At 71.8% G+C, this 20,540-nt stretch carries 15 protein-coding genes, 1 tRNA gene and 2 pseudogenes; 12 read left to right on the plus strand and 6 right to left on the minus strand.

Going from position 1 to position 20,540, the window contains the following annotated elements; translation table 11 throughout:
• The first annotated feature begins 27 nt into the window (after positions 1–27).
• The 11 genes from EAO77_RS08600 to EAO77_RS08650 all read left to right on the plus strand — a co-directional run bounded on the left by EAO77_RS08600 (position 28) and on the right by EAO77_RS08650 (position 16,520).
• Positions 28–381, plus strand: a complete 354-nt coding sequence (locus EAO77_RS08600) for an STAS domain-containing protein (RefSeq protein ID WP_003967428.1) — start codon at positions 28–30, stop codon at positions 379–381.
• Between the two features lie 93 nt (positions 382–474).
• Complete coding sequence (locus EAO77_RS08605) at positions 475–909, plus strand: ATP-binding protein (RefSeq protein WP_147987441.1); 435 nt, start codon at positions 475–477, stop codon at positions 907–909.
• A 447-nt stretch (positions 910–1,356) separates the two neighbouring features.
• Positions 1,357–3,762, plus strand: coding sequence for a sodium-translocating pyrophosphatase (locus EAO77_RS08610; protein ID WP_147987442.1), 2,406 nt, complete (start codon positions 1,357–1,359; stop codon positions 3,760–3,762).
• 186 nt (positions 3,763–3,948) lie between these two features.
• On the plus strand, positions 3,949–4,524 hold the full coding sequence (locus tag EAO77_RS08615; protein ID WP_147987443.1) for a small secreted protein: 576 nt from the start codon (positions 3,949–3,951) through the stop codon (positions 4,522–4,524).
• Between the two features lie 256 nt (positions 4,525–4,780).
• Complete coding sequence (locus EAO77_RS08620; protein ID WP_261993847.1) at positions 4,781–6,292, plus strand: methyltransferase; 1,512 nt, start codon at positions 4,781–4,783, stop codon at positions 6,290–6,292.
• Positions 6,293–6,555: 263 nt separating this feature from the next.
• Positions 6,556–6,753: a hypothetical protein gene (locus EAO77_RS08625; RefSeq protein WP_147987445.1), complete on the plus strand. Its 198-nt coding sequence runs from the start codon at positions 6,556–6,558 to the stop codon at positions 6,751–6,753.
• Between the two features lie 233 nt (positions 6,754–6,986).
• Positions 6,987–9,821, plus strand: coding sequence for a type I DNA topoisomerase (gene topA / locus EAO77_RS08630; RefSeq protein WP_147987446.1), 2,835 nt, complete (start codon positions 6,987–6,989; stop codon positions 9,819–9,821).
• Between the two features lie 247 nt (positions 9,822–10,068).
• Positions 10,069–13,320: a dTMP kinase gene (gene tmk / locus EAO77_RS08635; RefSeq protein WP_147987447.1), complete on the plus strand. Its 3,252-nt coding sequence runs from the start codon at positions 10,069–10,071 to the stop codon at positions 13,318–13,320.
• A 106-nt stretch (positions 13,321–13,426) separates the two neighbouring features.
• The gene (locus EAO77_RS08640; protein ID WP_147987448.1) at positions 13,427–14,635 is read left to right on the plus strand and encodes a DNA polymerase III subunit delta'; all 1,209 of its coding nucleotides are present in this window, start codon (positions 13,427–13,429) and stop codon (positions 14,633–14,635) included.
• A 147-nt stretch (positions 14,636–14,782) separates the two neighbouring features.
• Complete coding sequence (locus tag EAO77_RS08645; protein WP_147987449.1) at positions 14,783–16,327, plus strand: alpha/beta hydrolase; 1,545 nt, start codon at positions 14,783–14,785, stop codon at positions 16,325–16,327.
• A gap of 119 nt (positions 16,328–16,446) precedes the next feature.
• Positions 16,447–16,520 (plus strand) — tRNA-Thr (locus EAO77_RS08650).
• 117 nt (positions 16,521–16,637) lie between these two features.
• Here the strand turns inward: EAO77_RS08650 and EAO77_RS08655 are convergent.
• Positions 16,638–17,119: pseudogene (locus tag EAO77_RS08655) on the minus strand (tyrosine-type recombinase/integrase); the annotation flags it as partial.
• Positions 17,120–17,121: 2 nt separating this feature from the next.
• Here EAO77_RS08655 and EAO77_RS39855 point away from each other — a divergent pair.
• Positions 17,122–17,666, plus strand: a pseudogene (locus EAO77_RS39855) (mobilization protein); the annotation flags it as partial.
• A 95-nt stretch (positions 17,667–17,761) separates the two neighbouring features.
• Here the strand turns inward: EAO77_RS39855 and EAO77_RS08665 are convergent.
• From EAO77_RS08665 to EAO77_RS08685, 5 genes are all read right to left on the minus strand, one after another.
• A complete protein-coding gene (locus EAO77_RS08665; protein ID WP_147987450.1) occupies positions 17,762–18,175 on the minus strand; it encodes an NUDIX hydrolase in 414 nt (137 codons plus the stop codon).
• A gap of 183 nt (positions 18,176–18,358) precedes the next feature.
• On the minus strand, positions 18,359–18,733 hold the full coding sequence (locus EAO77_RS08670; protein ID WP_147987451.1) for a hypothetical protein: 375 nt from the start codon (positions 18,731–18,733) through the stop codon (positions 18,359–18,361).
• A 19-nt stretch (positions 18,734–18,752) separates the two neighbouring features.
• Complete coding sequence (locus EAO77_RS08675; RefSeq protein ID WP_147987452.1) at positions 18,753–19,340, minus strand: class IV adenylate cyclase; 588 nt, start codon at positions 19,338–19,340, stop codon at positions 18,753–18,755.
• A gap of 10 nt (positions 19,341–19,350) precedes the next feature.
• Entirely contained in the window at positions 19,351–20,013 is a 663-nt protein-coding gene (locus EAO77_RS08680; protein WP_147987453.1) for a class I SAM-dependent methyltransferase, read from the minus strand.
• Positions 19,931–20,503, minus strand: coding sequence for a hypothetical protein (locus EAO77_RS08685; protein ID WP_147987454.1), 573 nt, complete (start codon positions 20,501–20,503; stop codon positions 19,931–19,933). The genes EAO77_RS08680 and EAO77_RS08685 overlap by 83 nt, the downstream gene beginning before the upstream one ends.
• Between the last annotated feature and the right edge of the window lie 37 nt (positions 20,504–20,540).

A 20,540-nucleotide genomic window follows, 5' to 3' on the forward strand; every position in this document is an offset into this window, starting at 1 on the left:
GCTCGATAGCAAGGTGCTGGAGGATCCGTGGACCTGTCCCTGTCGACTCGCAATGTGTCCGGACCTGGTGGCGACCGTACGGTCGTCGAGGTCGGTGGCGAGATTGATGTCTATACCGCGCCCAAGCTGCGCGAGCAGTTGGTCGAGTTGGTGAACGACGGCAGCTACCACCTTGTCGTCGACATGGAGGGCGTGGACTTCCTCGACTCCACCGGTCTCGGCGTGCTCGTCGGCGGTCTCAAGAGGGTGCGCGCCCATGAGGGCTCGCTGCGCCTGGTCTGCAACCAGGAGCGCATTCTCAAGATCTTCCGGATCACGGGCCTGACCAAGGTGTTCCCCATCCACACCACGGTCGACGAGGCTGTCGCGGCGACCGACTGACGGTCGTCCGGGACAACCGGAAGCAGGAGGGGCACCGGGCATCCAGCCCGGGCCTCCACATAAGCACGCTCGCATGTTCGAGGGGGATCACGCATGGCCACCGTTGAGCTCCGCTTCAGCGCTCAGCCGGAGCACGTCAGGACGGCACGGCTCGTCGCCGCCGCCGTGGCGCGCCGGGCCGGGGTCGACGAGGCGGTGCTGGACGAGGTGCGCCTCGCCGTGGGCGAGGCGTGCAGCCGCGCGGTGGGCCTGCACCGCAGCCACGGCGTCACCGCGCCGGTGCGCGTCAAGCTCTCCGACGAGGAGAAGTCGTTCTCGATCGAGGTCGGCGACGAGGTGACGACGGTCGGTTCCGGGGACGTCGCGGGACGCTCCGCCGGCCCCGACGACGAGGGTGACGGCGAGGACGAGATGGGCCTCGCGGTCATCAGCGGACTCGTCGACGACATGGAGGTCTCCTCGAACGACGGCGGCGGGGTCATCCGGATGAGCTGGCCCCTCTCGGCACCCCCGGTCGCCGCCCCGTAGACCCCGCGGGCGCCCCCGGGCCACACCGTCACCTCTTCGGCCCAAGCGTCTCCGGACAATCCGCGCGACCGGCGTCCCGGTGCCCCTCCCCGGCACATGCGGTGTCCGCGTCGGGGTGGCGGACCGGACAGTTTCCGGAGCGGCCGCTCCGGCCCGACTCGCCCGGCTGACCGGTGACCGAACGGAATTCCACCGGCTGATCCACGGTCGGTCTCCGCTTGATCCCCTGGGAAAGGCCCTGCTGAGCAGGGCCTTTTTCGTGTCTCCGGAGATCGCCGATCAAGTCCGAATGCCCCAGTCTCATTACTGCTTTCGTGGGCATTTCCGTGTCCTGATCATTTCTCGCGCGACACATCAAGGTCAATGGAATTCGTCGCGCTCTGTTTTGATCGGGTTCTGCTCCCTACAATCCGTCCACATCTTGAGCTCTGACGTCAAGGAGGACGAATGGCGGGGCTCTTCACTCAAATGGCCGATCATCCCACTTCCCACGCTGCCGCAGTGCTCACCGACGACAACCGCGTGATCGTCGTCGTGATCGCGGTCGTCGCCCTGGCCGCCCTGGTCGTCGCCCAGCTGCTGGTACGCCAGGTGCTCGCCGCGGGTGAGGGCACCGAATCCATGAAGAAGATCGCGGCTGCTGTGCAGGAGGGCGCGAATGCCTATCTCGCGCGGCAGCTCCGCACACTCGGGATCTTCGCCGTCGTGGTGTTCTTCCTTCTGCTGCTCCTCCCGGCCGACGACTGGTCGCAGAGAGCGGGCCGGTCCGTGTTCTTCCTGGTGGGTGCGCTCTTCTCGGCGGCCACCGGATACATCGGAATGCGACTCGCCGTGCGGGCGAATGTGCGCGTCGCCGCTGCGGCCCGGGAAGCCACACCCCAGGAAGGCGAACCGGAAAAGGATCTGACGCTCGTCGCCCACAAGGCGATGAAGATCGCCTTTCGCACGGGCGGCGTGGTGGGCATGTTCACCGTCGGGCTCGGACTGCTCGGCGCGTCCTGCGTCGTGCTCGTCTACGCGGCCGACGCGCCCAAGGTGCTCGAAGGCTTCGGCCTGGGCGCCGCGTTGATCGCCATGTTCATGCGTGTCGGCGGCGGCATCTTCACCAAGGCCGCCGACGTGGGCGCGGACCTGGTCGGCAAGGTCGAGCAGGGCATCCCCGAGGACGACCCCCGCAACGCGGCGACCATCGCCGACAACGTGGGCGACAACGTCGGGGACTGCGCCGGGATGGCGGCCGACCTCTTCGAGTCGTACGCCGTGACCCTGGTCGCGGCACTCATCCTGGGCAAGGCCGCCTTCGGCGACGCCGGGCTCGCCTTCCCGCTGATCGTCCCGGCGATCGGCGTGGTCACCGCGATGATCGGCATCTTCGCTGTCGCCCCGCGGCGCTCCGACCGCAGCGGGATGACGGCCATCAACCGCGGCTTCTTCGTCTCCGCGGTGATCTCGCTCGTGCTCGTCGCCGTGGCGGTCTTCGCCTATCTGCCCGCCACCTACGCGGAACTGGACGGAGTGGGCGACGCGGCCGTCGCCGCGCACGACGGGGACCCGCGCATCCTCGCGCTCGTCGCCGTCGCCATCGGCATCGTGCTCGCGGCGCTCATCCAGCAGCTGACGGGCTACTTCACCGAGACCAGCCGCCGCCCCGTCCGGGACATCGGCAAGTCGTCGCTGACCGGCCCCGCCACGGTCGTGCTGGCCGGAATCGCGATCGGCCTCGAATCGGCGGTCTACACGGCGCTGCTGATCGGGCTCGGGGTGTACGGGGCGTTCCTGCTCGGCGGCACCTCGATCATGCTGGCCCTGTTCGCCGTGGCGCTGGCCGGCACCGGTCTGCTCACCACGGTCGGCGTCATCGTCGCCATGGACACCTTCGGTCCGGTCTCCGACAACGCCCAGGGCATCGCGGAGATGTCCGGTGACGTCACCGGGGCGGGCGCGCAGGTCCTCACCGACCTGGACGCCGTCGGCAACACCACCAAGGCCATCACCAAGGGCATCGCCATCGCCACGGCCGTCCTCGCGGCGGCCGCGCTCTTCGGCTCGTACCGCGACGCCATCGCCACAGCGGCCCGGGACGTCGGGGAGACACTCGGCGACGGGGCCCCGATGAACCTGGTGATGGACATCTCCCAGCCCAACAACCTGGTCGGTCTGGTGCTCGGCGCGGCGGTCGTCTTCCTCTTCTCCGGACTGGCGATCAACGCGGTGTCCCGCTCCGCCGGCGCGGTGGTCTACGAGGTGCGGCGGCAGTTCCGCGAGCACCCCGGGATCATGAACTACACGGAGACGCCGGAGTACGGCCGGGTGGTCGACATCTGCACCAAGGACGCGCTCCGCGAGCTCGCCACGCCGGGACTGCTGGCGGTGCTGACCCCGATCGCGGTCGGTTTCTCCCTGGGCGTCGGCGCCCTGGGCGCCTTCCTCGCCGGCGCCATCGGCACCGGGACCCTGATGGCGGTCTTCCTCGCCAATTCCGGAGGCGCCTGGGACAACGCCAAGAAGCTGGTGGAGGACGGTCACCACGGGGGCAAGGGAAGCGAGGCCCACGCGGCGACGGTGATCGGCGACACGGTCGGCGACCCGTTCAAGGACACCGCGGGCCCGGCCATCAACCCGCTGCTGAAGGTGATGAACCTGGTCGCCCTGCTCATCGCGCCGGCGATCGTCCAGTTCAGCTACGGGGACGACTCCAGCGCGGGCGTGCGGGCGGTGGTGGCGGTGCTCTCGATCCTGATCATCGTGGGCGCCGTGTACCTCTCCAAGCGGCGCGGCATCGCGGCGGACGACGACGACGGCAGCACCGCCGAGCGCAACGCGCAGTCGCCTGATCCGGCGGTGGTTTCCTGACGCGCAGCCAACGGGCGGGTGGGCGCCGCACATTGATGCGGCGTCCGCCCGTTCGTGCGTCCGGGTGAGCCTTCTCTCTCTGATGCAAATGGCTTCAATAGCGTACGAATCGGACTTTCGGCGTGCGGTTGTCGCCCACTTGGCGTGTATGTTCCGGGGCCGAGAGCCTTGGAAGGGACCGATCCGGTGAACAAGAAGTTTGCGGCCGCGCTGTCCGGCGGTGCGGTACTGGTACTGGTGCTGTCGGGATGCGGCGACGACGGCGAGGAAAAGGTCAACGACTGGGCCAAGAAGGTCTGTGACCAGGCGAAGCCGCAGATCCAGAAGCGGGCCGACGCCCAGCAGGCCATTATCTCGACGGCGGCGGACGGCAAGCCCGCCGACATCCAGGCCGCCGACTCCAAGGCGTTCGCCGACATCGCCGCCGCGGACAAGGCGCTTGCGAAGGCCGTACGGGACGCGGGCGTTCCGCCGGTCGACGACGGCGAGAAGCTCCAGAACGACGCGGTGAAGGAACTCGACGCCACGGCGGCCGAGTACCTGAAGCTGAAGAAGCAGATCGACGGCCTCAACCCGGAGGATCAGCAGAAATTCGCCGACGGCCTCCAGGAGGTCGCGGACGGGCTGAAGAAGATCGAGCGGATGGACCAGGCCGCGCTGGCCAAGCTCCAGTCCGGCGAGTTGGGCACGGCCATGGCGAAGCAGCCGGGCTGCCAGCGGGCCGACGCCTCGAACTCCGCCGAAGGGGCCTCCGCCTCCTGACCCCGCGCCACCTGGCACGGCCCGGACCGCTCGTGCGGCCGGGCCGTGCGCGTCGGCCGTCCCGCGCTGGGCCGTCATGGCGTGTTCCGGCCCGGCGCCCTCGCCCGGGCCGTGCGCGTCGGCTGTCCCGCGCGCGCCGGCCGTGACCGGTCGGCGCGCCCGGCGTCCTCGTGTCGCCGGCCGCCGGCCGGGGTGCGCCGCGGCACCGGCCGGGTGGTGTGCGGCGGCCGCCGTCGTCGGCGGCCACAATGGGTCCGTGAGTACGACCGGTCTTCCCTCGCCCGCACACGCCCCGCGGCTTCGTGACGCCTTCCTCGCCGCCGACTTCACCGCCGACGGTCTGCTCGACCTGCTCGGCGCTCCCGCCTACACGGCGCTGGCCCGCAGCGAGACCGTGCCCGCCCTGCGGGCGACCCGCGGGGACGGCGTGCTGCCGGCGCTGGTGCGGCTCTTCCTGCTCCAGCAGCCCGTGGCGTACGAGCGGGCCCGCGCGGCCCTGCCGCTCGAGGAGTGCCTCGCCGACGGCTGGGTGGTGCGGGACGGCGACCAGGTGCGGGCCGCCGTGGACGTCCGGCCGTACGGAGGGCCGGAGGGTCAGGACTGGTTCATCGTCTCGGACCTCGGCTGCGCTGTCGGCGGAGCCGGCGGGGCGAGCGGTCAGGGCAAGGGCGTCGTCCTCGGCGTCGGCGGCGCGTCGACCACGCTCGCCGGCATCACCGTGCGCACGCCCGTGGGCTCCGCCCTCGACGTCGGCACCGGGTCGGGCATCCAGGCCCTGCACGCCGCACAGCACGCCACCAGGGTCACGGCCACCGACCTCAATCCGCGGGCGCTCGGCTTCACCCGGCTCACCCTCGCCCTCTCCGGGGCCCGGGAGGCGGACCTGCGCGAGGGGTCGCTGTTCGAGCCGGTCGGATCCGACACCTACGACCTGATCGTGTCGAACCCGCCGTTCGTCATCTCCCCCGGCGCCCGGCTGACCTACCGGGACGGCGGGATGGGCGGCGACGACCTGTGCCGCTCGCTGGTCCAGCAGGCCGGGGAGCGGCTCAACGACGGGGGCTACGCCCAGTTCCTCGCCAACTGGCAGCACGTGGAGGGGGAGGACTGGCAGGAGCGGCTGCGTTCCTGGGTGCCGCGCGGCTGCGACGCGTGGATCGTCCAGCGCGAGGTGCAGGACGTGACCCAGTACGCCGAGCTGTGGCTGCGCGACAGCGGTGACCACCGGGCCGACCCCGCGGCCTACGCGGCTCGGTACGACGCGTGGCTGGACGAGTTCGAGGCGCGCGGGACCAGGGCGGTGGGCTTCGGCTGGATCACCCTGCGCAAGTCCGGTGCCGAGCGTCCGTCGATCCTGACGGAGGAGTGGCCGCACCCCGTGGAGCAGCCGCTCGGCGCGAGCGTGCGCGCCCATTTCGACCGGCAGGACTATCTGCGCGCCAGCGACGACGCGGCGCTGCTGGCCGACCGTTTCGTGCTCGCCCCCGACGTGGTGCAGGAGCAGGTCGGCCCGCCCGGCGCCGAGGACCCGGAGCACGTGGTGCTGCGGCGGCACCGCGGCATGCGGCGGGCGACCACGGTGGACACGGTGGGCGCCGGCTTCGCCGGGGCGTGCGACGGGACGCTGAGCGCCGGGCGGATCCTCGACGCCATCGCGCAGCTGATCGACGAGGACCCGGTGCTGCTGCGCGACCGCACCCCCCGCGCACTGCGTCTGCTGGTGGAGGAGGGCTTCCTCGTCCCGGCGGAGTCCGGCCCCACCGGGTGACCTGCCCGAGGGGCGGATTCACGTCATCGGGGGCCGTCGATCCGGCCAATGTTCCGATTGCGGGCATTTCCCGGCTTCCGGCCCTCGCCGCCCGGCCCTCCGTAGGAGGAGCGAAAGGGAAGGAATCCGTCCGGAACGGCCCCGGAGGCGACCGGCCGGGTGAACCCACGCGCCGTTCACCCGGAATTCGCGCCGGCGACGCTCCGGGGTGCCAGCCTCGGCCTCCGGACGACCGAGGCGTCAGGGAAGGGCCGGGTACGGGCATGGAGAGCGGACCAACGATCTTCGCCGGGGCGGCATTCGCGCTGTTCGGAGCGGCGCTGCTGCTGTGGACGGGAATGCGGCTCGCCCATCGCGCACCCGTGGCCGCCGGCGTGAGCCCGGCCACGGCCACCGCCTTCGGGATCGGGTTCGGTGCGGTCTTCCTCACGCTCGGGGTGTGGTGCTTCGCACGTCTGTGAGGTGCGCTCCGGGCCTCGGCGTGCCGGTCCGGGCGGCATGAAGGGCGGGAGTCGGGTTACCGTTCGAGTGGCCGTTGCGGGCTTTTGCCGTTTGACACGGGGGCGGGTTGTACCGTCACACTCCGCAGCGACAGCAGCGTCACAGCAGTGCCGCGACACCTGTACCCACGGGTAGGACGCCGCGCGGCGCCGCTGACAGCGCCACCGAATGTCGACCGGAGAGAAGAGCGAAGTTGTCCCCGACCAGCGAGACCGCACAGGGCGGCCGCCGACTCGTGATCGTCGAGTCGCCTGCCAAGGCGAAGACGATCAAGGGCTACCTCGGCCCCGGCTATGTCGTCGAGGCGAGCGTCGGGCACATCCGCGACCTCCCGAACGGCGCCGCCGAGGTGCCGGAGAAGTACACGGGTGAGGTGCGCCGCCTCGGCGTCGACGTCGAACACGACTTCCAGCCCATCTACGTCGTCAACGCCGACAAGAAGGCCCAGGTCAGGAAGCTCAAGGAACAGCTCGCGGAGTCCGACGAGCTCTTCCTCGCCACCGATGAGGACCGCGAGGGCGAAGCCATCGCGTGGCACCTGCTGGAGGTCCTCAAGCCCAAGGTCCCCGTCCACCGGATGGTCTTCCACGAGATCACCAAGGACGCGATCCGCGCCGCCGTCGCCAACCCGCGCGAGCTCAACAAGCGGATGGTCGACGCCCAGGAGACCCGCCGCATCCTCGACCGCCTCTACGGCTACGAGGTCTCGCCGGTCCTGTGGAAGAAGGTCATGCCCCGGCTGTCCGCAGGCCGTGTGCAGTCCGTGGCGACCCGGCTCGTGGTCGAGCGGGAGCGGGAGCGCATCGCGTTCCGCTCCGCCGAGTACTGGGACCTGACCGGCACGTTCTCCACCGGCCGCTCGGGCGACGCCTCGGACCCCTCGACCTTCTCCGCGCGGCTGAACACCGTCGACGGGCAGCGGGTCGCGCAGGGCCGTGACTTCGGCTCCGACGGCAGGCTCAAGTCCGCCCAGGTGCTCCACCTCGACGAGGCGAACGCCCGGTCGCTGGCCGCCGCGCTCGACGGCGCGTCCTTCGCGGTGCGGTCGGTCGAGTCCAAGCCGTACCGCCGCTCGCCCTACGCCCCGTTCCGTACGACGACCCTCCAGCAGGAGGCGTCCCGCAAGCTCGGTTTCGGCGCCAAGGCGACCATGCAGGTCGCGCAGAAGCTGTACGAGAACGGCTTCATCACCTACATGCGTACGGACTCCACGACGCTGTCCGACACCGCCGTCTCGGCGGCCCGCGCGCAGGTGACCCAGCTCTACGGCGCCGACTACCTGCCGGACAAGCCGCGCACCTACGCGGGCAAGGTCAAGAACGCACAGGAGGCGCACGAGGCGATCCGCCCCTCGGGTGATCGTTTCCGCACCCCCGCCGAGACCGGGCTGACCGGCGACCAGTTCAAGCTGTACGAGCTGATCTGGAAGCGGACCGTCGCCTCCCAGATGAAGGACGCGGTCGGCAACAGCGTCACCGTGCGCATCGGCGGACGGGCGCTTGACGGCCGGGACGCCGAGTTCACCGCGTCCGGCAAGACGATCACCTTCCACGGCTTCATGAAGGCCTACGTGGAGGGCGCCGACGACCCGAACGCCGAGCTCGACGACCGTGAGCGCCGGCTGCCGCAGGTCGCCGAGGGCGACGCGCTGTCGGCCGAGGAGATCACCGTCGACGGCCACGCCACCAAGCCGCCCGCCCGCTACACCGAGGCGTCGCTGGTCAAGGAGCTGGAGGAGCGCGAGATCGGCCGCCCGTCGACGTACGCGTCGATCATCGGCACGATCCTCGACCGGGGATACGTCTTCAAGAAGGGCACGGCGCTGGTCCCGTCGTTCCTCTCCTTCGCCGTGGTCAACCTGCTGGAGAAGCACTTCGGCCGGCTCGTCGACTACGACTTCACCGCGAGGATGGAGGACGACCTCGACCGCATCGCACGCGGCGAGGCGCAGGCCGTGCCGTGGCTGCGGCGCTTCTACTTCGGCGAGGGCGAGGCCACCGGTGCCGCCAGCGAGGCCGGCAACGGCGACGGCGACCACCTCGGCGGTCTGAAGGAACTGGTCACCGACCTCGGCGCCATCGACGCCCGGGAGATCTCCAGCTTCCCCGTCGGCAACGACATCACGCTGCGCGTCGGCCGTTACGGCCCGTACGTGGAGCGCGGGGAGAAGGACGCCGAGGGCCACCAGCGCGCCGACGTCCCGGACGACCTCGCCCCGGACGAGCTGACCGTCGAGTACGCGGAGGAACTGCTCGCCAAGCCGAGCGGCGACTTCGAGCTGGGCGCCGACCCGGTGAGCGGGCACCAGATCGTCGCCAAGGACGGGCGCTACGGCCCCTACGTCACGGAGATCCTCCCCGAGGGCACCCCGAAGACGGGCAAGAACGCGGTCAAGCCGCGCACGGCGTCGCTCTTCAAGAACATGTCGATCGACACGGTGACGCTCGCCGACGCCCTGAAGCTGATGTCGCTTCCGCGGGTGGTCGGCACCGACGCCGAGGGCGTCGAGATCACCGCGCAGAACGGCCGCTACGGCCCGTACCTGAAGAAGGGCACCGACTCGCGCTCCCTGGAGAACGAGGAGCAGCTCTTCTCCATCACGCTGGACGAGGCCCTCGCGATCTACGCGCAGCCGAAGCAGCGCGGCCGGGCCGCGGCCAAGCCGCCGCTGAAGGAACTGGGCACGGACCCGGTCAGCGAGCGTCCGGTGGTGGTCAAGGACGGCCGCTTCGGTCCCTATGTCACCGACGGGGAGACGAACGCCACCCTGCGCACCGGCGACAGCGTCGAGGACATCACGCCGGAGCGCGGCTACGAGCTCCTCGCCGAGAAGCGGGCCAAGGGTCCGGCCAAGAAGACGGCCAAGAAGGCGCCCGCGAAGAAGGCCACCGCCAAGAAGACGGCGGCGAAGAAGACCACGACGGCGAAGAAGACCGCCGCGAAGAAGACGACGACGGCCAAGAAGACCGCCACCGCCGCCAAGAAGACGGCCGCCTCGGCGAAGGCGTCCGCGGCGACGGAGGAGTAGGCCGAAGGACGAGCCGCCCGTGCTCCGGCGCACACGCCCCGGAGCACGGGCGGTTCGCCGTTTCCGGGGACCGCCGCGGTACGGCGTGCACGGGCGCGGAGGCGGGCGGCCGGGGGCGTGGGGGTTCACACTCCTGCGACGAAGAGGCGGACGGCCGGGGGCGTGGGAGTTCACACTCCTGCGACGAAAACGTCCGTCTGTTCGGACACCCCGTCGGGGAGCAACGCGCTCCGGATAGGCTGGGCGGATGATGCGAGCCGAGCAGCCAGCCGAGCAGCAGGCGGTCACGGGTACCGCTGCAGAGACTGCCTCCGACGCCTCCTCAGACACCACCGACACCGAAGCGCTCGCCGCGGACTCGCGGGAGCGGGCCGTGCGCGCCCTGTTGCGCGGTGCGCCGCTGAGGCGTTTGTGGAACGCCCAGGTGGCCGGCGGGATCGGGGACGCGCTGGGCGTCCTCGTCCTGCTGCTGCTGGCGCTCCAGGCGGCGGTCGTGTCCGAGACCTTCGGGACCGGCTACCGCGGCGCGGCCTTCGCCGTGGCCGCCGTGCTCGGTGCCCGGGTGCTGGCCACGCTGCTCTTCGGAGCCGTGCTGCTCGGGCCGATGACCTCTCTCACCGCGGCGAGCGGTCCCCTCGACCGGCGCTGGACCATGATCGGGGCGGACGGAGTCCGGCTCGCCCTGCTGGTCGTCGCCCCGCTGTGGCTCGACTGGACACCGGGCAACGCCCTCGCCCTCCTGCTGATCACCGTGTTCGTGAGCGGTGTCGCGGAACGCTTCTGGACCGTGGCGCGCGACGGCGCCGCCCCCGCCCTGCTGCCCGCGCCGCCCCCGGAGGGCGCCGCCGTGCGGCCGCTGCCCAACCACCTGGAGGCCCTGCGCAGGCTGTGGACGCGTACGGCGTTCGCGGTCGTGCCCGTCGCCGCTGCCGTGCTGCTGGCGGCCGCGCTCGTCGGCAACCTGCTCGGCACCGGCATCGAGTGGTTCACGCTGCACCAGGCCGCGCCGGGCTCCTACGTCGCCGCCGGACTGTTCGCCGCGTCCGTCTCCACGCTGTGGTTCGTCGAATTCCCCGACGCGCAGACCCCGCGCCCGCGTTCGCCGCTGGAGGGGCTGCGCCGACCGTCCGCCGGAAACGGCACGGACAAGGGCCGTACGGGCGGCATCCCGGTGTTCGTCCTCGCCTGCGCCGCGGTCGCCGCCGCCATCGCGTCCGCCGTGGCCGTCGCCGTGCTGCACGCGGTCGACCTCGGCGCCGGCCCGGCCGGCTTCGCGCTGCTCGTGCTGGCGCTGACCGGCGGCACCGGCGTGGGCATCCGCGCCGCCGGTTCCGTGCTGCCCGCGCTCTCCCGCCGCCGGCTGCTCGCGCTGGCGCTCGCCGTCACCGGTGTGGCGCTGCTGGCCATGGGCCTCGTGCCCGACACCGCGACCGTGCTGTTCCTCGGGGTGGTCGCCGGCCTGGCCGCGGGCGTCGCCGCCAACACCGGCCATGTGCTCATCGACCAGGAGACCGAGGACTTCCGCCGCGCCCGGCTCACCGAGCACCTCCAGGCGGTCGTCCGCGTCTGCCTCGGGGCCGCCGCCGTGGTGGCGCCCCTGATCGCCGCCGCGATCGGCCCGCACCGGCTCGCCAGCGGTGACTTCGTCTTCGCCCACGGCGGGGCGGCGTTCACGCTCATGCTGGTGGGCGCGCTCCTGCTGCCCGTGGCGGCGCTCGTCCTCGCCAGGACCGACGACCGCTCCGGCGTTCCGCTCCGCCGCGACCTGGGCGACGCCCTGCGCCGCGGAGCCGACCCGGTGCAGCGTCCCGCGGCCAACGGCTACTTCATCGCCGTCGAGGGCGGGGACGGCGCCGGCAAGTCCACCCAGGTCGAGGCGCTCGCCGAGTGGATCAGGGCCAAGGGCCACGAGGTCGTCGTCACCCGCGAGCCGGGCGCGACCCCCGTCGGCAAGCGCCTGCGGTCGATCCTGCTCGACGTCTCCAGCGCCGGCCTCTCCAACCGGGCCGAGGCCCTGCTCTACGCGGCCGACCGCGCCGAGCACGTCGACTCGCTGGTGCGCCCCGCCCTCGAACGCGGCGCGATCGTCATCTCGGACCGCTACATCGACTCGTCGGTCGCCTACCAGGGCGCCGGACGCGACCTGTCCCCGACCGAGATCGCCCGCATCTCGCGCTGGGCCACCGGCGGCCTGGTCCCGCATCTGACGGTGCTCCTCGACGTCTCCCCCCAGGCCGCGCGGGAACGCTTCACCGAGGCGCCCGACCGCCTGGAGTCCGAGCCGGCCGAGTTCCACCAGCGGGTGCGCACCGGCTTCCTGACGCTCGCCGCCGCAGACCCCGGCCGCTACCTCGTGGTCGACGCGGGCCAGGAGCCCGAGGCGGTCACCACCGTCGTGCGCCACCGCCTCGACCAGCTGCTGCCGCTCTCCGCCGCCGAGATCGAGGCGCGGGAGGAGGCCCGGAAGGCCGCCGAGGAAGAGGCCCGCCGCAGGGCCGAGGAGGAGGCCCGCCGCAAGGCGGAGGAGGAGCGCCTGGAGCGGGAGCGCCAGGAACAGCTCGCCAGGCTCCGTGCCGAGGAGGAGGAGCGCAAGCGGCGCGAGGAGGAGGAGGCCCGCCGCCGCGAGGCCGAACGCCAGGCGGAGGAGGCCCGGCAGCGCGCCGAGGAGGCACGGCTGCGCGCGGAGGAGGAGCGCAAGCGGCGCGAGGCGGAGGAGAAGGCCCGCCAGGAGGAGCAGGAGCGGCTGCGCCGGCAGGCCGAGGAGGAGGCCCGGCTGCGGGCAGAGGCCGAGGCCCGCCGGCTGGAGAAGCAGCGCAAGGCCGAGGAAGCGCTGCTGAAGGCGGAGGAAGCCCGCCGCGCCGCCGAGGAGGAGGCCCGCCGGGCCGCCGAGGAGGCGCGGAGCCGGGCGGAGGCCGAGGAGGCCCGCCGGGCCGCCGAGGAAGCGCGGCACCGGGCGGAGGCCGCGGAGGCCGCGGCGGCCGCCGCGGCCGCCGAGGAGGTCTCCGCGAGCGAGATCACCGTGCCGACACCGATCGTCCGGCCCGAGGACCTGCCGCCCACCGCCTCCGACGACATCACCCAGGAAGTCCCGCGGCCCGACGCCGCCCGGGACCGGGCCCGGCCCGACGAGACCGCGGTCCTGCCGCGCGTCCCCGAGCCGTCCGCCGACCCGGCCGACGCGGAGACCTCCGTGCTCCCCGCCGTCGACGAGACCGCCGTCCTGCGGCCCGTGCGCCGGGACGAGTCCCGGGGCGCCGACCCCGCGGACCGGGTGCCGGCCGACTTCTTCCGCGACGAGCGGGCCGCGGACGGCCGGGGCGCCGACGACGCGAACGAGCGCACCCGGGAGCTGCCGCAGGTCGACCCCGGCGCGGAGCCCGCGCGCCGGCGTTCGGACTGGGCGGAGGAGACCCCGCTGGACGATCTGCCGACGCTGGCCGACGAACTGCTGGGCCCGCACGAGGACGACGACGAGCGCGGCCGGCGCCGGGGCCGCTGACACCTGCCCCGTACGGGGACGACGGCCGGGCACGGGGTGCCCGGCCGTCGGTGTCGGTGCCCTGGCCCACAATGGGAGGCCGCAGCACGAAAGGCGGTGACGGCGCGTGGCCGTTTGGGACGACATGGTCGGCCAGGACCGGGTCGTGGCACAGCTGTCCACCGCCGCCCGGGACGCCGACGCACTGGTGACGGCGCATGCCGAGGGGGCCGCCGCCCCGGACGGCTCGACGATGACGCACGCGTGGCTGTTCACCGGGCCGCCCGGCTCGGGGCGGGTCACGGCCGCCCGCGCGTTCGCCGCCGCGCTCCAGTGCGTCAGCCCCGACCGCGCCCTCGGCGCCGCCCCGGGCTGCGGCTTCTGCGACGGCTGCCACACGGCCCTGATCGGCACCCACGCCGACGTCAGCTCCATCACCGCCGTCGGTTCGCAGATCCTCGTCGCCAGCATGCGCGACACGGTCCGCAAGTCCTTCACGGCCCCGGCGAACGGCCGCTGGCAGGTCATCCTCGTCGAGGACGCCGAGCGGCTGAACGAACGGTCCGCCAACGCGGTCCTCAAGGCGGTCGAGGAGCCCGCCACCCGGACCGTGTGGCTGCTGTGCGCGCCGTCCGTCGAGGACGTCCTGCCCACCATCCGCTCGCGGTGCCGGCTGCTGACGCTCGGCACACCGCCGGTGGACGCCGTCGCCGACCTCCTCGTGCGCCGCGACGGCATCGAGCCCGAGGCCGCCGCCGTCGCCGCCCGGGCCACGCAGGGCAACATCGACCGCGCCCGCAGGCTCGCGACCGACGAGCGGGCCAGGGCCCGGCGCAAGGCCGTGCTCGGGCTGCCGCTGCGCGTCGACGACATCGGCCAGTGCCTGCGTGCCGCCCAGGATCTGGTCGACGCCGCCAACGACGACGCCGCCCAGATGGCCGAGGAGATCGACGGCAAGGAGACCGAGGACCTCAAGGCGGCGCTCGGCGGGGTGGCCGGAGGCCGGATGCCCCGGGGCACGGCCGGGGCGATGAAGGAGCTGGAGGACACGCAGAAGCGACGCAGGACCCGCGTCCAGCGGGACAGCCTCGATCTCGCCCTCTCCGATCTGGCCGGCTTCTACCGGGACGTCCTCGCGCTCCAGTTCGGCTCCCGCGTGCAGCTCGCCAACGGCGACATACGGGACGCGCTCGACCGCGTCGCCCGCTCGTCCGCCCCCGAGGCCACCCTGCGCCGCATCGAGGCGATCACCGCCTGCCGTACGGCGCTGGACACCACCACCGTGGCGCCACTGCTGGCCGTCGAGGCGATGGCGGTCTCCCTGCGCGCGGGGTGACGCCGCCCCGGTGACGGGCGGCTCCGGCGGCCCTCTCCGCCGCGGCTGAGAGGGCCCGGCAGGGTGACCCGACCCGGCCCGTTTGACCGGATCACCCGTACGGGCAAGGACGGGCACCGCCGGCCGGCTGCGATTACGCTCCGATGGATGGACACCAGGCGCCTGTTCCGCATCTTCGCCCTTCCGCTGGCCACGGCCGGTCTGCTCGTCTCCGGTTGCAACGCCGGCGGCGTCTCGGCCGGCTCCGCCGCGTCCGGCTCGTCGGGGGACGGCCGGGCCGCCCCCGCCGCCGACCTGGAGCCGTATTACCACCAGAAGCTGACATGGCGGGAGTGCGGTGTCCCCGGCTTCGAGTGCGCCACGATGAAGGCCCCCCTGGACTACGCGGACGCCGACGGCGAGCGGATCGACCTCGCCGTCGCCCGCAAGAAGGCCACGGGCCCCGGCAAGCGTCTCGGCTCCCTGCTGGTGAACCCGGGCGGCCCCGGCGGCTCCGCCGTCGGCTACCTCCAGGCCTACGCCGGCATCGGATACCCGGCGCCGGTGCGCGCCCGGTACGACATGGTGGCCGTCGACCCGCGCGGCGTCGCCCGCAGCGAGCCCGTCGAATGCCTGACCGGCCCCGAGATGGACAGGTTCACCCAGGTCGACCAGACCCCGGACGACAGCGCGGAGAGCGCCGCGCTGACAACGGCGTTCAAGGGCTTCGCGGCCGGCTGCGAGAAGCGGTCCGGCCAGGTCCTGCCGCACGTCTCCACCGTCGAGGCGGCCCGCGACATGGACATCCTCCGCGCCGTGCTCGGCGACGAGAAGCTGAACTACGTCGGCGCCTCGTACGGCACCTTCCTCGGCGCGACCTACGCGGAGCTCTTCCCCGACCGCACCGGCCGGCTCGTCCTCGACGGCGCCATGGACCCCTCGCTGCCCGCCCGCACCATGAACAGGGACCAGACGGCGGGCTTCGAGACCGCGTTCCAGTCCTTCGCCGCGGACTGCATCGAGCAGGCGGACTGCCCGCTGGGCCGCACCTCCGTCGCGGACGCGGGCAAGCGCCTGAAGGCGTTCTTCGCCGAGCTCGACGCGAAGCCGGTGCCGACCGGCGAGAGCCGCGCCCTCGGCGAGTCGCTGGCCACCACCGGCGTGATCGCCGCGATGTACGACGAGGGCGCCTGGCCCCAGCTGCGCTCGGCCCTCGCCGCGGCGGACAAGGGCGACGGCGCACCGCTGCTGGCCATGGCGGACAGCTACTACGAGCGCGAGGCGGACGGCTCCTACGCCAATCTGATGTTCGCCAACGCCGCGGTGAACTGCCTCGACCTGCCCGCCGCGTTCGACTCGGCCGAGGAGGCCCGGGCGGCCGTCCCCGAGTTCGAGAAGGCGTCCCCCGTCTTCGGCGAGGGCTTCGCCTACGCCTCCCTGAACTGTGGCTTCTGGCCGGAGGAAGCCACCGGCAAGCCCCACCGCATCACGGCCGACGGCGCCGCCCCGATCGTCGTCGTCGGCACCACCCGCGACCCGGCGACGCCGTACAAGTGGGCCGAGGCGCTGGCCGGCCAGCTGGAGTCCGGGCGGCTGCTGACCTACGACGGCGACGGTCACACCGCGTACGGCCGGGGCAGCGACTGCATCGACACCGCGATCAACACCTACCTGCTCGAAGGCACCGCCCCGAAGGACGGCAAGCGCTGCTGAGCCGCTCCCGGCGGCCTCGGCGGAGGTGGTTCGGGGCACCCCGGAGAACCCTGTAGACTTGGCGCCGCTGCTGATGAGAGCGTGTCTCCCGCGGGGACGAGTCTCTTGGACGCCAGCGTGCCGCCTTAGCTCAGTTGGCCAGAGCAACGCACTCGTAATGCGTAGGTCTCGGGTTCGAATCCCGAAGGCGGCTCAGCGAAACCCCAGGTCACATTGCCCGTGGCCTGGGGTTTTCTGTTGCTCGGGGCTTGGCGGGTCACGCGGCCGGGTTGCCGTGACGTTGCTTGCGTGAGCGGAGCCGCTCGGGTACCTACTTCTCGGGATTGCGGCGTGTGGCCTTCTTGGCGGCCTTGGCCTTGGGCCTTCGGCCTGTCCCCCTTCGGCTTAGCGCTCTTGCCCTCGCCAGCCGCCTTGGGCGCAGCCTTCCTGGCCTTCTCCTCTTCGCGGTCTTGCGCGCGGCCTTCTCGGCCTCGGCCTTGCGCTGGAGGGGGACGAGCTTCGCGGTGGCCTCGGCGGCGCTCTTGCCGACGTGGGGGAGGACGCTCTGGTAGATGTCGCTCGTCATCCGGGTGTCGCTGTGCCCGAGGGTGTCCGACACGATCTTGATGTCGATGTCGGCGGCGAGCATGAGGTGGCCGCGCCGTGGCGGAGGTCGTGCAGGGGGATCGGCGGGAGGCCGGATGCGGCGACGAGGCGCTCGAAGAGGTCGGTCACCTTGCCGGGGTGGAGCCAGGAGCCGTCTTCCTGGGTGCAGACGTGGCCGGTCTCGACCCGAGCTGTGCCCCATTCTTCGCCCCGGCGGCAGCGCCTTCGCCGCCCTGCTCGCCGCCCTTGTCTGGGCCACGATCGTCGCCGCCCGCTGGCACGAGGCGAAGAACCACGCCCACCAAGCCGAAGCCGCCCATCAGGCCCTGCACCACCTACATACCGCCGCCGACCACGCACTCGTCCCGGTCATCGACAACCTCGCCGCTCGTCAGCCGAGCGACCAGGCCAGCCGAACCCTGGCCCATGACGTCCGGGCCGCCGTCCCCGACCACGCCGACCGCATCCTCACCGACCCGCCTGGCCGGCCCTCGCCACCGTTCTGGCCGATGCTGAAGCCGGCGGTCACAGGCCCCACCAGCTCCTCAAGGAAGCCGCCGCTCAGCGCGAACTCACGAGTGCCCGCCAGCCCGCCCGCGTCCTGATCACCCGCATACATCACACCAGCCGCAACCACGCACCCAACCTCCGTGCCGAGGCGGCCCGCAGGACGACGACCATGCGACTGTCCGCGACTGCACTATCGGCCGGTGTGGCTGAGCCCGGTCGAAGGCCCCGGCGCCCACGTCTGTGAGGGAGGAGGCGTTCCTTGGCTCGGAAGTCCTACAACCGGGCAGGTCGTGGAGCCTTGGCGTTCTCCCGCAGTTCCCCGCCGGAACTTGGAGCGGTCTACGCGGACGAGGTCCCGTCGAGGTAGTCCTGCAGCGGCTTGAACAGCCCGTACGGCACGTACTCCGGGATGTCGCCAGGGGATGCCCAGGCAAGCTCGGCCAGCTCCTCGGTATCGGCGACGTGAGCTTTGCCGCCCAGGATCTGGCAGGCGGTGTAGGGCATGAGGCGGCCCGCCTTAGGGTGAACGCGCTCGCCGAGCAGCTTGACCGCCTCGACGGTCAGCCCTGTCTCCTCCTGGCTTTCCCGTACGGCGGCGGCCTCACGTTCCCCGCCGGGCTCGACCTCCCCGGCGGGGAACTGCCAGGAGAGCTGCCCCCCGCTCACCCGGCGGCGGACCATGAGCACACGGCCCTCGTGAACGACGATGGCGGCGGCGATGCCCGGCCGCTCGTCCGTGGTCTGCTGCGTCACGACTGCTCCTCCAAGAGGCCCAGGATGGGTGGGAAGACCGTATCGGTGGACGTGAAACGGTCGCTGCGTCGTCAGATTGTTCGTCTCGGAGCTTCCGCCGAAGGCGCCCACGCCAAGGACCCGCCTCGGCCTCGGGCTCTCGCTGCGGGGGACAGCGGGCGCCAGCGTGACCGGGGTGGGGGCTCAACTACGGCGGAAGAGCCTGCTCTGGCCCCGATGCTTGCCGGTTCTCTTGCCGGAGGTCGACTGCCCCACCTCGGCGGATTCGCTTGGCCGGGTGGAGCCGGCAGGGCGGTTCTCGTTGAAGAAGGATTGCCAGACCCGTTCCTGCAGCTCGCCGATGCAGGCGCCGCACGCGTACATCGGGGCTTGGGCCCCAGCGACTCTGGCGGGGCCGATCCACAGGACGCGCGTCCACCGCTGTCCGCAGTAGAGCCAGCAGAGTCCGTCGACCCACTCGTTGCCGTCGTCGGTGGCCGCCGGTGGGGGCAGTCCTCCTCGGGCGAACTCGGCGATCCCGGCGATCACCCTGTGCTGGAGGGCGACTTCCGTCAGCATCGCTCGTCTCCCTCCGTGATCAACGGTCCTGAGTCGCAGGAGAAGCGTCTTTCTGCTTCTCGGCTTCGGAGAACAGGAGCGTGGGCTCGGCGAGGATGTCGCGGCTGGACTCGCTCTTGTAGATCTCGTCTACGCTGCCGAACCGGGCCTCGGAGTAGTCGAGGTCCAGCAGCGCGGCGGCCTGGCGCACCGATGCCTCGTCGGGTCCTTCGATCTCCAGGAAGGTGGGAAGGTCCGGCCAGGTGTCGAAGTCGAAGGCGACCTCGCCCAGGCGCCATTCCTCGCGGTAGTTCTCCTGGTACCGGACCTCGGTGAGGCCGACCCGGCGCAGGATGTCGGCCATGGCGTGCAGGTCGGTGACCTCGGTTTCGATCTCCTTGGTGCCGTCGATCGTCGTGGCGTCGATGACCTGCTTGAGCGTGAGCGTCGAGCGGGTGCCCTCGTCCCGCAGCCGAATCCAGGCCCCGCCGTCAAGGGAGTCGTTCTCGAAGATCTTGCGAGTGAGGAGAGTGCGGGGAAACGCCTGGACGGCACCGAGGGCGCTCAGCTTGGTCTGGAGCTCGGCGACGTCCACGGCCAGGAACTTCGCCTCGTACTCGTGCTTCATGGGCCTTCTCTCAGAAGTGGTCGGTGAGGGTGGACGTCCGGGCCGCGAGCAGCAGGCCCATGCGGTGGGTGTGGTCGTGCAGCTGGCCGACGTGGGGCCGCTCGGTGAACTCGGTGGTGCGCAGAGTGAGCAACACCTCCCAGTCGCCGATGAAGTGGGGGTGAAGGCGTTCCGGGGAGGTGTAGTGCTCAATCATGTGGTGGCGTCTCTCGACGGGCATCATGAACTCCGCACCGAACATGCCGCCTGGGCGGACCAGGCGCTGCATGCGGTCGACGAACTCGCCGAGCGGGCGATGGTGGTTGGCACTGTAGTGCCACGAGCAGCTCGTCCAGACCGCGTCGCACTGCAGGCCCAGGGGCTTGCCGTCCAGGAAGTCGTCCTCAACAACCTCTACGCGTTCGTGGAGTTCTTCGAGCTTCAGGCGATCGATCAGTCCCAACGCGTGGGCCTGGCTGTCACCCGGGAGGTGGACGTCGCCCCCATGGAGGGCGACCGCGTCGCGTTCGATGGCGACGACGTGGTAGCCGGCAGCGGCGAGAGGCAGGACGAACTTGCCGTCGCTCGCGCCGACCACCGCGACGGTGGCGTCAGGGGCGACACGTTCCCGCAGTGCGGCGAGGAACTGCGGGAAGAACGTGAGAGTGTGCTCCCACAGGCTCTGAGTCTGCACGGGGGTGCGCTCCTTGCGTATCGATATTCATGATCACTCGGAGGACCTCGTCGGGGCTGCGCCCTGTGGTGTCGACGCGATGCATCGGGAAGGAGGCATAGGCGTCCTTCACCTGGTCCGTAGCGGTCTCGATCAGTGAGTCCCACCGCGATACCGGCTTGTTCCGTCCAGCGAGTCGACGTTGTCTCTCGTCGTCGTCGCAGACGAGGTGGTAGGTAGCGGGTGTCGGCAGCCAGCTCGGCAGGGTGATACCGAGTTGTGCCCCCAGGGCCCGGTGAGTGGTGAGGCACCGGGCGAAGTAGCTCTCGACGACGACAGGGACGCCGGCGTCGAGGTGATGCTGGATCTCCTCGGCCGCGGTGAACAGGCCCGAGAGGTAGAAGGACATCCGTGCCTCTACGTTCGTCCGCTCGTCCAGCGCCTGTCTGAGGGGCTGGTAGGGCAGAGGGACGGTAGCGACGAGGACGGCCTGCCGGGCGGCGGCGAGCATGGGCGCCAGGGTGGATTTGCCGGTGCCGCGTAACCCC

Source organism: Streptomyces sp. T39, assembly GCF_008042045.1.
Lineage (GTDB): Bacteria > Actinomycetota > Actinomycetes > Streptomycetales > Streptomycetaceae > Streptomyces.

Excerpts from the sequence above, each read along its gene's own strand:
- EAO77_RS08605 (WP_147987441.1), top strand. The coding sequence starts at position 475 with ATGGCCACCGTTGAGCTCCGCTTCAGCGCTCAGCCGGAGCACGTCAGG.
- EAO77_RS08610 (WP_147987442.1), top strand. The coding sequence starts at position 1,357 with ATGGCGGGGCTCTTCACTCAAATGGCCGATCATCCCACTTCCCACGCT.
- EAO77_RS08625 (WP_147987445.1), top strand. The coding sequence starts at position 6,556 with ATGGAGAGCGGACCAACGATCTTCGCCGGGGCGGCATTCGCGCTGTTC.
- tmk (WP_147987447.1), top strand. The coding sequence starts at position 10,069 with ATGATGCGAGCCGAGCAGCCAGCCGAGCAGCAGGCGGTCACGGGTACC.
- EAO77_RS08645 (WP_147987449.1), top strand. The coding sequence starts at position 14,783 with ATGGACACCAGGCGCCTGTTCCGCATCTTCGCCCTTCCGCTGGCCACG.
- EAO77_RS08670 (WP_147987451.1), bottom strand. The coding sequence starts at position 18,733 with ATGCTGACGGAAGTCGCCCTCCAGCACAGGGTGATCGCCGGGATCGCC.
- EAO77_RS08675 (WP_147987452.1), bottom strand. The coding sequence starts at position 19,340 with ATGAAGCACGAGTACGAGGCGAAGTTCCTGGCCGTGGACGTCGCCGAG.
- EAO77_RS08685 (WP_147987454.1), bottom strand. The coding sequence starts at position 20,503 with ATGCTCGCCGCCGCCCGGCAGGCCGTCCTCGTCGCTACCGTCCCTCTG.